This window comes from Tabrizicola sp. (assembly GCF_036781545.1).
Taxonomy (GTDB): Bacteria; Pseudomonadota; Alphaproteobacteria; order Rhodobacterales; family Rhodobacteraceae; genus Tabrizicola.
This window is the reverse complement of record NZ_DAIQAT010000106.1, coordinates 1-11,905: the sequence shown is the minus strand read 5'-3', so window position 1 is coordinate 11,905 and position 11,905 is coordinate 1. Positions and strand designations below refer to the sequence as shown.

Sequence of the window (11,905 nt, the reverse complement as noted above, 5' to 3'; positions counted from 1 at the left end):
GCTGGCAGCGGGTGTGACGTAACTTGGGTGTGAATGATGGGAGAGATTGTCCCTCTCAGGCCACGGGAGGTGGTGCGCCAGGATGTCGAGGCGATCGCGGTGATCTACCGCAACCTCGGCGCGCCGGTGGCCGAACAGATGGTGACGCGGGCGCTGGGGGAACTGGCGCTGACCATGGCGGGAATTGCGGAAAAGGTCCGCGCGCAGGACCTGCGCCATCTGGCACGGCAGTTGGGGCGGCTCCGGCACTTGTCGGCGGATCTGGGGCTCCTCAGCCTCGGCGCGGTGGCGGGCGACGCCAGATGCTGTCTGGAGCGGGCCGACGGCACGGCCTTCGCGGCGGTCTGGGCGCGTCTTCTGCGGGTGGCGGAACGCTCGCTTGCCGCCGAGATCGGGCTGGCGGACCAGTCGATCTGACGCCCCGGCCGGTCGGGGCCGCGGAATCGCACAGCACTAGGTTGCAAGGCCGCATTGCCCTGCAATCAAGCGGCGATGTGCGGGATTTTCATCGCGGCGACAGTCCGGTCGCGGCACGGCGATTGACGGGGAATTTGCGGGAATCGATCGCAATGCTCTGGAACGGCTTGCTAAATGCCGCCGACTTCCGCCATTCCTAAGCCAGGAAACAACGCCTGATTGATCATGTCGCAAAACCAGACTTTCGCCTTTGCCGCCCGTTCTGCCGCGACGCGCCCCTTGCATGTGGTGCGGCCGGACGAGTTGCCGGAGTTCCTGGCCGGGCCCGGCGCGGTATGGGCGGGATGGCTGACCGCCACGGGGTTCGAGGCGAGCCTGGGAGAGTTGCGGCTGCTGCCTGCGGCCGATGGCGGCCTGGCCGGGGCGGTCGCGGGTTTCGGCACGGACCAGGCGCGGCGGCGGCTGCGCTTCGGGCTGGCGAAGGCGGTCGCGGGCCTGCCTGCGGGCGACTGGGCGCTGGAGGGCAGGCTGGACGGACCCGAGCGGACCGAGGCGGCGCTGGCCTGGCTGCTGTCGGGCTACCGCTTCGACCGCTACCGCCCCAGCCGGAAGGCCGCTGCCCCGCCCCGGCTCGTCTGCCCCGAAGGGCTGGATGCCGCGCGCCTGATCGCCATGGCCGAGGCCGAGGCGCTGACCCGCGACCTGATCAACACCCCGGCCGAGGACATGGGGCCGCAGGAACTGGAAGCGGCTTTCCTGGCTCTGGCGGCGGAATACGGCGCCACGACCGAGGTCATCCGGGGCGAGGATCTCAAGGCCCGGAACTTCCCGATGATTCATGCTGTCGGGCGGGCAAGCCCGCGCGCGCCCCGGCTCCTGGACCTGCGCTGGGGGGAAAAGGGCCCGACCCTGACGCTGGTCGGCAAGGGGGTCTGCTTTGATACTGGCGGGCTGAACCTGAAGCCCTCTGTCGGCATGAGCCTGATGAAAAAAGACATGGGCGGCGCGGCGACGGTCATGGGGCTGGCGCGGATGATCATGCGCCTGCGGCTGCCGCTGCGTCTGCGCGTCCTGGTCCCGGCGGTGGAAAACCTGGTCTCGGGCGCCTCGATCAAGCCGAAGGACATCCTGACCAGCCGCAAGGGCCTGACGGTCGAGGTGAACGACACCGATGCCGAGGGGCGGCTGATCCTGGCCGATGCGCTGGCCTATGCCTGCGAGGACCGGCCGGACGTGCTGATCAGCATGGCGACCCTGACCGGTGCGGCGCGGGTGGCGGTGGGCCCGGACCTTGCGCCCTATTACACCGATGATGCGGCCATGGCGGGGGCGCTGGAAGCGGGGGCGAAAACCGGCTTCGACCCGGTCTGGCGCCTGCCGTTCCACGATGCCTACGAAAGCGTGATCGAGCCGGGAATCGCCGACCTGGACAATGCGCCGGGCTACGGCTTTGCCGGATCGGTCACCGCGGCGCTGTTCCTGCGGCGCTTTGTCGAGGGGCCGCGCTACATGCATTTCGATATCTACGGCCACACCCCCAGCGACCAGCCGGCGCGACCGAAGGGCGGGGCGGGCCAGGGGGCGCGGGCGGTTCTGGAGGGGTTGCCCGCGATCCTGAAGCTGTGAGGGGCTGCCCTGGAAGGCCGGGGCAGCGGTAGGAGGAACGAGTTGAGGAGCAGGCGATGGACAGACGGCTGACGCCCTATTCCGGCCGGGTGGCGCATGTCTCGCTTTCCGGTGTGGTGAACGCACCCCTGACCGAGGGGCTGCAGGCCCAGGTCATCGTGCCGGTGGCGAACCTGTGCCGCAGCCCGGCAGGCCCGCGCGACCGGCAGTTGCTGATGGGCGACGCGGTCACGGTGATCGACCGGGAAAAGGGCCATGTCTTCGTGATGTCGGCGAAGGACGGCTATTGCGGCTGGGTGGCGGAAAGCGACCTGGGCCAGGGCCCGGCGCCGACGCATTGGGTCGCGGCACCCGGCACCCATCTCTACACCGAGCCGCAGGTCCAGGCGGCCGAGAAGATGGCGCTGAGCATCGGCTCGCGGCTGACCGTGATCGGCTCCTGGGGGGCCTGGGCCAACACGCCGCACGGCTTCGTGCCGCTGCGCCACCTGCGCCTGCTGGGCGACTGGGCCGAGGATCCGGTGGCGGTCGCCGAAAGCCTGCTCGGCACGCCCTATCTCTGGGGCGGAAACTCGCGCTTCGGGCTGGATTGCTCGGGTCTGGCGCAGATGTCGATGCAATGCTGCGGCAAGCCCTGCCCCGGCGACAGCGACATGCAGATGTCGCTGGGGCGGCAGTTGCCGGCGAACGAACCGATGAAACGCGGCGACCTGATCTTCTGGAAGGGCCATGTGGCGCAGGTAGTGGACCGCGAGCGGATCATCCACGCAAACGGGCACACGATGTCGGTGGCCTATGAGGGGATCAAGGACGCCGTTGCCCGCATCTCGGCGGGCGGCGGCGGGCTGGTGCTGACACGGCAGCGGGTGTGACGGGCGGCTCGTCGGGGACTTCGTTCCTCCTCGCGGGGCGCGCGCCTTGCGACGAGAAGACGAAGTCGAACGAGGAGCGCGGTCAGACCGGGCCGATCAGCCGCTTTTCCAGCACCTTCAGCACCTGGTCGAGGTCGTGGCCGCGGCGCAGCACCCGGCCATCCATGCCGACCACGGCGTAAAGTCCCTGGCGGGCCCGCAGCTTCGGGCGTTTCTCGATGCGGTAGAGCGGAGTTTCGGCGGTGCGGCGGAAGATCGCGAAGACCGCAAGGTCGCGCATCGCGGCAATGGCATAGTCGCGCCATTCCCCCGCGGCGACCATCCGGCCATAGACCCGCAGGATCTGGCCAAGCTCCCTGCGGTCGAAGCGGACATCCTCCACGAGGCGGCTGGACTGCGGAAACGGGATCGGCGCTTCGGCGTTCATGGGGAAAGCTTACCCGCTTCCCCCCTTTAATCAACCCGGCAAATCAGCCCGGCCAATCACCCCGGAAAGCCGTCGGCCATGCGGTAGAAGCCGGTTTCCAGGCCGCGCCAGTTGCGCTGGACCCCGGCCATGCGCTTGACCGCCGCCGGATGTGCGGGATCCAGTGCGCCGACCCTGGCCAGCAGCGCAGTGATCGCAGCCTCAGCCCCGCGGGTGCCGCCGTCGACTATTTTCAAAGCGATGCCAAGGCCTTTCTCCGGCAGGATGGCCACAAACACCCCCTCGGCCCCGGTCTTTATCGCGACCCGCCCACCCATCGCCCGCATCAATTCGGTGCAGGCCCTGCCCTCGCCCGCCACCAGGTCGGGATGGGCCGCCATCGCCCGCGTCAACCGGTGCATTGCGGATTCGCGTGCCCCATACCCTTCGCGGGCGGTGGCGTATTGCGCCATGGCGCGCGCCAGCCCGCCGACCGTCATGGCGAAGTTCGGGGCCGAACAGCCATCGACGCCCCATCCCGCGATCGTCTCGCCCGTGACCTCTTCGGTCGCGGCGCGGACGGCTTTTTGCAGGGGGTGGTCGATGTCAACATATTCCGGCCCGGCCTTCAGGTGCCGGGTCACGGTCAGGAAGCCAGAGTGCTTGCCCGAGCAGTTGTTGTGCAACTGGCACGGCCGCTCGCCCGCCCGGATCAGCCGGTCGCGCTCGGTCCGGTCGCCCGGCTCGTGCGCGCCGCAGCGCAGGTCGCTTTCGGTCAGCCCCAGATCGGCGATCCAGCGCGCCGCCATACCCACATGCAGCGCAGCCCCTTCGTGGCTGGCGCAGGACAGCGCAAGATGCGCCTGCGACAGCCCCAGCGCATCCGCCGCCCCCGTCTCCAGCAGCGGCAGGGCCTGGAGCATCTTGGCCGAGGAGCGCGGGAAGATCACCGCCTGCGGATTGCCCCAGGCCGCGACCACGCCCTTCGCGTCGCAGATCACCGCATGGGCCTGGTGAACACATTCCAGAAGCCCGCCGCGCCAGACTTCCATGACCGGGATCGCGCCTTCGCTGACCTTTGCCATTGATCCCCCCATGAATCTGCCCTCACATATGCGCGAATTATCGCCCAGCGGGCTTTCGCGGCATGGCCCTTTTGATTATGGCTGGAATATCGGGTAGAACGACGCCGCGCCAGTCAAAAGGGCCGCAAGGGCACAGGCACGGCGAGGCAGGAAGACAGCTTGGAGGCTGCGTCAGACATGACATCCCTTTTCGGTCGCACTCTTGCAGTTGCCGCGATCACGCTTGCCGGGGCTGCGGCCCAGGCCCAGGAATCGACCAATCGCGTCGCCACGATGACGGACTGGAACGTCTTCACCGAGGAAAGCCCCAAGGAATGCTGGGGCGTCTCGAAACCCAAGGAAACCGTGAACAGCCGCGACGGACAGCCCGTCAGCGTGCGGCGCGGCGACATCCTGCTGTTCGTCACTTTCCGCCCCGGCAAGCCGGGCGAGATCAGCTTCACCGGCGGCTACCCGTTCGCGAGCGGCTCGACGGTCGAGGTCAGCGTGGATGGCAATGCCTTCCAGCTCTTTACCGATGGTGAATGGGCCTGGCCGGGCAGCGCCGAGGATGACGCGAAGCTGCTGGCGGCGCTGAAGGCGGGGACGAACGCCACGCTGACCGCGCGGTCGGGCAAGGGCACGCAGACCAAGGATACCTTCAGTCTGCGCGGCTTCACCGCCGCGATGGAAGACGCCGGGAAGCGCTGCAAGTAAGCTGCGGAACCTGACGGCAGGCGCCCCTTCGCGGGGCGCTTTTCTTTTGCGCGGACCTCGCCTATATCCGCCCCACATCCAGATCGCCTGTGACAAGGCCCCGTGAAAGGATCTGCCCATGACGACCCCCATCACGCAAGACGTGCTGACGATCCCGCGCAAGCTGCCGGTGTCGGCCAGGACCAACATCGTCGGCCTGACCCGCCCCGCCCTGCGCGAGGCGCTGATTGCCGCCGGGACGCCGGAAAAGCAGGCCAAGATGCGGCTGGGCCAGCTCTGGCAATGGGTCTACCACTGGGGCGTCCGCGATTTCGCGCTGATGACCAACCTGGCCAAGGATTACCGCGCGCTTCTGGCCGAACATTTCACCATCGACCTCCCCGAAATCGTCACCCGGCAGATCTCCGAGGACGGGACCCGCAAATATCTGGTCCGCATCGCCGGGGGCCATGAGGTCGAGGTGGTCTATATCCCGGAAACCGACCGGGGTACGCTCTGCATCTCGTCCCAGGTCGGCTGCACGCTGACCTGTTCCTTCTGCCATACCGGCACGCAGAAGCTGGTGCGCAACCTGACCGCGGCGGAAATCGTCGGGCAGGTGATGATGGCGCGCGACGACCTGGACGAATGGCCCGTGCCGGGCGCGCCGAAGGAAGAGGTCCGCCTCATCTCGAACATCGTGCTGATGGGGATGGGCGAGCCGCTCTACAATTTCGACAACGTCCGCGATGCGATGCAGATCGTGATGGACGGCGAGGGCATCGCGCTTGGCCGCCGCCGGATCACCCTGTCGACCAGCGGCGTCGTCCCGGAGATCGCCCGCACCGCGACGGAAATCGGCTGCCAGCTGGCGGTCAGTTTCCACGCGACGACGGATGAGGTCCGCGACGTGCTGGTGCCGATCAACAAGCGCTGGAACATCGCCACGCTGCTGGAGGCGCTGAAGGCCTATCCGGGCCTCTCGAACAGCGAGCGGATCACCTTTGAATATGTCATGCTGGACGGCGTCAACGACACCAAGGAAGACGCGCACCGGCTGGTGAAGCTGCTGGAGGGCATCCCGGCCAAGGTGAATCTGATTCCCTTCAACGAATGGCCCGGCGCACCCTACAAACGGTCGTCCGGGAACCGGATCCATGCCTTCGCCGATATCATCTACAAGGCCGGCTATGCCTCGCCCATCCGCACCCCGCGCGGCGAGGACATCATGGCCGCCTGCGGGCAGTTGAAATCCGCCACCGAACGCGCGCGGAAGTCGAAGGCCCGGATCGAAGCCGAAGCCGGGCTCGTCTGACCCCGTCCTTCTACCCCTTGCGGGCCGGGGCGGTTTTGGCTTCTCTGGCAGGACACGGATGAAGGACAGACCGATGGCGAAGGCCGTAGCGAAGACACCCGCCCCGAAGAAGCCCGTCGCGAAGAAGGTGGCGGCGAAGCCTCCGGCAGATCGCCCGAAAAGCCCCGCCGAATGGGCGCATGACCGGCTGGTCATGTATATCCGCAACTTCGAGAGCCAGCTCGACGGGCAGGAAGAGATCGCCATGGGCTTCGCCTCGGACGAATCCGGGGTGCTCAGAATCGAAGGCCTGGGCTATTTCGAGCCCGACATCATCACCTTCTACGGTCGCGACGAAGACGGGGCGAAGACCCAGCTGATCCAGCATGTGACGCAGCTTTCGGTGACGCTGCGCGCCGTGCCGAAGGAGGCCCGCTCCGAACCGCCGCGCCGCATCGGCTTCCAGCTGAACGCAGGCTGGCTCGGCGGCGATTCCGGCGACGCTTCGGTCGGATAGACCCCGCGACCCCGTGACAGTCCCCGGCGAATAGGCTATGGGGCTGGGACCGACCGAAACTCAGGAACCCGCACCATGGCCGACCACCACCACGCCACCCCCGCTCATGGCTCGATGGACATCCGCGCGCAGGAAAAGACCTTTGCCGGTTTCATCCGCCTGTCGACATGGGTGGCCTGCATCGCCATCGGCGTGCTGATCTTTCTCGGCCTCGCCAACTCCTGATCCTTTCCGGTGCTGATGCGGCCTTTTCTCTGCCTGATCGCCCTTCTCGGCCTGACCGCCTGTGCCGAGCCGAAATGGGCGCCGCAGGACCAGGTGGACGCCGCCCGCTATGTGGCCGGGCCGCCCTATTACATCACGCTCTACACCGTGGTGAACAAGAGCACCGGGTCGGGCGCGCATTCGGCGATTCTGGTCAATGCCTCGGAACGGGTGATCTTCGACCCGGCGGGCACCTGGTACCACCCGAAGCTGCCGGAACGGAACGACGTGCATTTCGGCATGAACGACAAGGCCCTGGCGTTCTACATCGACTACCACACCCGCAAGACCTACGACACGATCGAGCAGAAGATCTACGTCTCGCCCGAAGTGGCCGAACTGGTGCTGCGGCGGGTGGAGAATTACGGGGCCGTCGGCAAGGCGATGTGCACCAATGCGACCTCGTCGGTCCTGACCGGGGTGCCGGGATTTGAATCGCTGCGTCACACCTTCTCACCCAAGAAACTGTCGAGGGAATTCGGCAAGCTGCCGGGCGTGACGACCCGGGTGATCACCGACGATGACGACGACAACAACCACGGCATCCTTCTGGTGCAGCACGACGGCACACCGCTGGAGTGAGCTTGCCTTGACCCCTTGATGCGGTAGGCTTTCGCCTGCTGTGAGAAAGGCATGTGATTTGCGCGTTTTCGGAGTGATCCTTGCCGGAGGGGAGGGTCGGCGGATGGGCGGGGTGGACAAGGCGTTCCTGCCCCTCGCCGGGCGGCCGCTGGTCGCCCATGTCCTCGACCGGCTGGAGCCGCAGGTAGAGCGGATGCTGATCTCGGCCAATGGCGATGCGGGGCGGTTTGCCGGGTTCGGCTGCATTGTCGTCGCGGACGACCGGCCGCAGGGGCCCCTGTCCGGCGTGCTGTCGGCGCTGGCTGCGGCCGCCGGGATGGGGGCGACGCATGTCGTCTCGACCCCCGTCGACACGCCCTTCCTGCCCGGCGATCTGGTGCCGCAGCTTCTGCTGGCAAGTGAAGGCTCATCTGCGGGCCTTGCGCTGGCGGCCGATGCGACTGGCGACCACCCTGCCACGGCGCTCTGGCCGGTGGGTCTGGCCCCTGCCCTTGTGGCCTTTTTGGCCTCGGGCGAGGCCAAGGTGATGCGTTTCGCCGCCGCGCATGACGCCGCCCGTGCGGTGTTCCCCGATCCGCGCGCCTTCCTGAACCTGAACACGCCCGAGGACCTCGCCGCCGCCGAGGCCCTGCTGAAAGGCGCGGCATGAGGGTCTACGGCGTGATCGGCTGGAAGAACTCTGGCAAGACCAGCCTGATGGAGCGGCTGGTGGCCGAGATCACCGGGCGCGGATTCTCCGTCTCGACCGTCAAGCATGTGCATCACGACGTGGACCTCGACCAGCCGGGGAAGGATACCTTCCGTCACCGGGCCGCAGGCGCGCGCGAGGTCGTTCTCGCCTCGGCCGACCGTTTCGCACTGATGGTCGAACACCGCGGGCCGGAACCTGGCCTGCCCGCCGTGCTGGCACGCCTTGCCCCGGTCGACCTGGTGCTGGTCGAGGGCTACAAGCGCGACGCCCACCCGAAGGTCGAAGTCTGGCGCGAGGAGACCGGCCACCCGCTGATCCAGCCCGGCGACCCGCTGGTCCGGGCGGTGGCCACCGATGCGGCGCTGGCCCTGCCGGTTCCTGTGCTGGACCTGAACAACACAGCGGTCGTCGCGGACTTCATCCTGCGCGAGGTGGGGCTTGTTTGACCGGGTGATCGTGGTCGACTGGTCGGCGGCGAACCTGCCCACCAGCGCGACCAACCGCGCGAACGCAGTCTGGATCGGTTGTCACGATGCCGAGGGCGGTGCCGAGTGGCACCACCGCACCCGCGCCTCGGCCGAGATGCAGCTGATGACGCTGATCCAGACGGCCCGCGTCGAGGGCCTGCGAGTCCTGATCGGTTTCGACTTCGCGATGGGCTATCCGGCGGGCTTTGCGACCCGGCTGACGGGCGAGGCGCGGGCCCCGGCGGTCTGGCGCTGGCTGGCGGGCGAGATCACCGATGTCGAGAATCGCAACAACCGCTTCGAGGTTGCGACCCGGATCAACGCCGCCTTCCCCGAAGGTGACGGACCCTTCTGGAGCCATCCGATGGGGCAGGTCTGGCCCGGTCTGCCCTTTCGCCGGGCGGGGATCGACTATGCGGCGCTGGGTCTGGCCGAGGGGCGGCTGGCCGAGGCGGTGGTCCCCCGGGCGAAGAGCCCGTGGATGCTGTTCAACCCCGGCTCGGTCGGCTCGCAAAGCCTGCTTGGGCTGCCGATGATCCATCGTCTGTCGCAACTGCCCGGTGTCGCAGTCTGGCCCTTCGCGACCCCCGACGCGCCGGTGGTGCTGGCCGAGGTCTATCCCTCGCTCATCGCCGGGCCAGTGGCGATCCTGGCCAATGCGGAAGGGCTGACCGCTGATCAGGCGCAGGTCCGGCTGCTGTCGGGCGCGCTTTACCGGCTGGCCCGGCACAACCGACTGGCGCCCCTCTTCGACACGCCCCCCGAGGCGGCGGAGGAGGGCTGGATTCTGGGGGCCGGACATGCCCCCTTGCTGGCCGAGGCGCTGGCATGGGCGTGACGATCTACCGGGGCCTGCATTCCAGCCTCCGCCCGCAGGCGGCGCGGCTTTACTGGGAGGCCTTCGGGGGCAAGCTGGGCCGGGTGCTGGGACCGGACGAGCGGGCGCTGCGGTTCTTCCAGCGGGTGATCCGGGGGGACCTTTGCTTTGCCGCCGTCGATTCCGGGGGCGCGCTGGTCGGCATCGCCGGCTACAAGACCCCGGCGGGAAGCTTCGCGGGAGGATCGTGGCAGGATCTGACCGAGGTCTACGGGCGCTGGGGCGGGCGCTGGCGGGGAAGCGTGCTGTGGGCGCTGGGGCGAGAGGTCGACAACGATCGCTTCCTGATCGACGGCATCTGCGTCGCCCCGGCGCAACGCAGTCGGGGGATCGGGTCGATGCTGCTGGCCGCGCTTTACCAGGAGGCGGCGGAGCGAGGGTATGGGGCGGTCCGGCTGGACGTGGTCGAGAACAATTTCCGGGCCCGGGCGCTGTATGAGCGGCAGGGATTCCGGGCGGTCAGGACCGAGGAGCTGGGGCCGCTGCGGTTCCTGTTCGGATTCGCCTCGTCGACGGTGATGGTGCGGTCTCTGGGCGGTCCGGGGGAATAGCTGCCCGCGCGCGGGCACTTTCCGCTGTCTATTGGAATCAAGGGCTTGCTCGCGGGCGTTAGGAATTTGGCAAGGTTTGCGTCCCACCCTTGCCGGACGGCCCGGCACCTGTCAGGATATGATCAAATCCACATCCAATGGGGCCACAATCATGATCACCAAGCGTGAATTCTATATCGACGGGAAATGGGTCGCTCCGCTGGAGGCGCGGGACTGCCCGGTGATCGACCCCTCGACCGAAGATGTCTGCGCGGTGATCTCGCTGGGCAGCGCAGCCGATACCGACGCGGCCGTGGCCGCGGCGAAGGCGGCCTTTCCGGGCTGGGCGGCGACCGATCCGGCAGAGCGCCGCAAGGTGGTGGAGCGCATCCTGGAGCAATATGTGCTGCGCAAGGAGGAACTGGCGCAGGCGATCAGTCTGGAGATGGGCGCGCCCATCGACATGGCCCGCAGCGACCAGGCCGAATGCCTGCCCTGGCACCTGAAGAACTTCCTGACGGCCTTCGATCATGTCGAATGGATCAGGCCGCTCGGCCCTCATGCGCCGGACACGAAGATCGCGCTGGAGCCGATCGGGGTGGTCGGGCTGATCACACCCTGGAACTGGCCGATGAACCAGGTGACGCTGAAGGTGATCCCGGCGCTGCTGGCGGGTTGCACTTGTGTGCTGAAACCGTCGGAGGAAGCGCCGCTGTCCAGCCTGCTCTTTGCAGAATTCTGCCATGACGCGGGCGTGCCGCCGGGGGTGTTCAACCTGGTGAACGGCGACGGCGCGGGGGTGGGGACGCGGCTGTCCAGCCACCCGGATGTCGAGATGATCAGCTTTACCGGCAGCACGCGGGCCGGGCGGGCGATCTCCAAGGCCGCCGCCGAGACGCTGAAGCGGGTCACGCTGGAACTGGGCGGCAAGGGCGCGAACCTGGTCTTCGCCGATGCCGATGCCAAGGCGGTGGAACGCGGGGTGCGGCACCTGATGAACAACTCCGGCCAGTCGTGCAACGCACCCTCCCGGATGCTGGTGGAGCGCGGCTTCTACGACCGGGCGGTGGAGATCGCGGCGGAAGTGGCGGGGTCGGTCCGCGTGGCCCCCGCGAGCGAGCCGGGACGGCATATCGGGCCGGTGGTGAACAAGCGGCAGTGGGACCAGATCCAGGGCTATATCCAGAAGGGCATCGACGAGGGCGCGCGGCTGGTGACGGGGGGCCTGGGTCTGCCCGAGGGGATGAACAAGGGCTTCTACGTCCGCCCGACGGTCTTTGCCGATGTGGTGCCGGGGATGACCATCGAGCGCGAGGAAATCTTCGGGCCGGTCCTGTGCATGATCCCCTTCGATTCTGAGGCCGAGGCGGTGCGGATCGCCAACGACACGCCCTATGGGCTGACCAACTATGTCCAGTCGCAGGATGGTGCCCGGCGGAACCGGCTGGCGCGCCAGTTGCGGGCCGGAATGGTCGAGATGAACGGGAAGTCCCGCGGCGCAGGGGCGCCGTTCGGCGGGATCAAGGCCTCGGGCCGGGCGCGGGAAGGCGGGGCCTGGGGGATCGAGGAGTTCCTGGAGGTCAAGGCGATCTCGGGCTGGGA

Annotated in this window: 15 protein-coding genes; 13 read left to right on the top strand and 2 right to left on the bottom strand. The window is 67.9% G+C overall.

The window, feature by feature from the left end; translation table 11 throughout:
- The first annotated feature begins 72 nt into the window (after positions 1–72).
- The 3 genes from V7Q39_RS14580 to V7Q39_RS14570 all read left to right on the top strand — a co-directional run bounded on the left by V7Q39_RS14580 (position 73) and on the right by V7Q39_RS14570 (position 2,915).
- Entirely contained in the window at positions 73–417 is a 345-nt protein-coding gene (locus V7Q39_RS14580; protein WP_333817331.1) for a hypothetical protein, read from the top strand.
- 225 nt (positions 418–642) lie between these two features.
- Positions 643–2,043, top strand: a complete 1,401-nt coding sequence (locus tag V7Q39_RS14575) for a leucyl aminopeptidase family protein (RefSeq protein ID WP_333817330.1) — start codon at positions 643–645, stop codon at positions 2,041–2,043.
- A gap of 56 nt (positions 2,044–2,099) precedes the next feature.
- A complete protein-coding gene (locus V7Q39_RS14570) occupies positions 2,100–2,915 on the top strand; it encodes a C40 family peptidase (protein WP_333817329.1) in 816 nt (271 codons plus the stop codon).
- An 82-nt stretch (positions 2,916–2,997) separates the two neighbouring features.
- Here the strand turns inward: V7Q39_RS14570 and V7Q39_RS14565 are convergent, their stop codons facing one another.
- Entirely contained in the window at positions 2,998–3,342 is a 345-nt protein-coding gene (locus tag V7Q39_RS14565; RefSeq protein ID WP_333817328.1) for a DUF2794 domain-containing protein, read from the bottom strand.
- Positions 3,343–3,398: 56 nt separating this feature from the next.
- Positions 3,399–4,406 carry an asparaginase gene (locus V7Q39_RS14560; RefSeq protein WP_333817327.1) on the bottom strand — a complete coding sequence of 336 codons (1,008 nt, stop codon included), beginning with the start codon at positions 4,404–4,406 and terminating at the stop codon, positions 3,399–3,401.
- A 177-nt stretch (positions 4,407–4,583) separates the two neighbouring features.
- Between V7Q39_RS14560 and V7Q39_RS14555 the strand changes: the two genes are divergently transcribed.
- The 10 genes from V7Q39_RS14555 to V7Q39_RS14510 all read left to right on the top strand — a co-directional run.
- Positions 4,584–5,102 carry an invasion associated locus B family protein gene (locus tag V7Q39_RS14555; protein ID WP_333817326.1) on the top strand — a complete coding sequence of 173 codons (519 nt, stop codon included), beginning with the start codon at positions 4,584–4,586 and terminating at the stop codon, positions 5,100–5,102.
- A 112-nt stretch (positions 5,103–5,214) separates the two neighbouring features.
- Positions 5,215–6,396, top strand: coding sequence for a 23S rRNA (adenine(2503)-C(2))-methyltransferase RlmN (gene rlmN, locus V7Q39_RS14550; RefSeq protein WP_333817332.1), 1,182 nt, complete (start codon positions 5,215–5,217; stop codon positions 6,394–6,396).
- A 73-nt stretch (positions 6,397–6,469) separates the two neighbouring features.
- Entirely contained in the window at positions 6,470–6,892 is a 423-nt protein-coding gene (locus V7Q39_RS14545; protein ID WP_333817325.1) for a DUF6173 family protein, read from the top strand.
- Between the two features lie 75 nt (positions 6,893–6,967).
- The gene (locus V7Q39_RS14540; protein WP_333817324.1) at positions 6,968–7,117 is read left to right on the top strand and encodes an aa3-type cytochrome c oxidase subunit IV; all 150 of its coding nucleotides are present in this window, start codon (positions 6,968–6,970) and stop codon (positions 7,115–7,117) included.
- Between the two features lie 15 nt (positions 7,118–7,132).
- Positions 7,133–7,738, top strand: a complete 606-nt coding sequence (locus tag V7Q39_RS14535) for a hypothetical protein (protein WP_333817323.1) — start codon at positions 7,133–7,135, stop codon at positions 7,736–7,738.
- Between the two features lie 58 nt (positions 7,739–7,796).
- Positions 7,797–8,387 carry a molybdenum cofactor guanylyltransferase MobA gene (gene mobA / locus V7Q39_RS14530; RefSeq protein ID WP_333817322.1) on the top strand — a complete coding sequence of 197 codons (591 nt, stop codon included), beginning with the start codon at positions 7,797–7,799 and terminating at the stop codon, positions 8,385–8,387.
- Complete coding sequence (gene mobB, locus V7Q39_RS14525; RefSeq protein WP_333817321.1) at positions 8,384–8,875, top strand: molybdopterin-guanine dinucleotide biosynthesis protein B; 492 nt, start codon at positions 8,384–8,386, stop codon at positions 8,873–8,875. Before mobA ends, mobB begins: the two co-directional genes overlap by 4 nt.
- Positions 8,868–9,734 carry a molybdopterin guanine dinucleotide synthesis gene (locus V7Q39_RS14520; RefSeq protein WP_333817320.1) on the top strand — a complete coding sequence of 289 codons (867 nt, stop codon included), beginning with the start codon at positions 8,868–8,870 and terminating at the stop codon, positions 9,732–9,734. The genes mobB and V7Q39_RS14520 overlap by 8 nt, the downstream gene beginning before the upstream one ends.
- The gene (locus V7Q39_RS14515; RefSeq protein WP_333817319.1) at positions 9,725–10,324 is read left to right on the top strand and encodes a GNAT family N-acetyltransferase; all 600 of its coding nucleotides are present in this window, start codon (positions 9,725–9,727) and stop codon (positions 10,322–10,324) included. The genes V7Q39_RS14520 and V7Q39_RS14515 overlap by 10 nt, the downstream gene beginning before the upstream one ends.
- Positions 10,325–10,475: 151 nt before the next feature.
- Positions 10,476–11,905, top strand: a 1,430-nt coding sequence (locus V7Q39_RS14510; RefSeq protein ID WP_333817318.1) for an aldehyde dehydrogenase family protein, incomplete at its 3' end; no start/stop codon positions are given.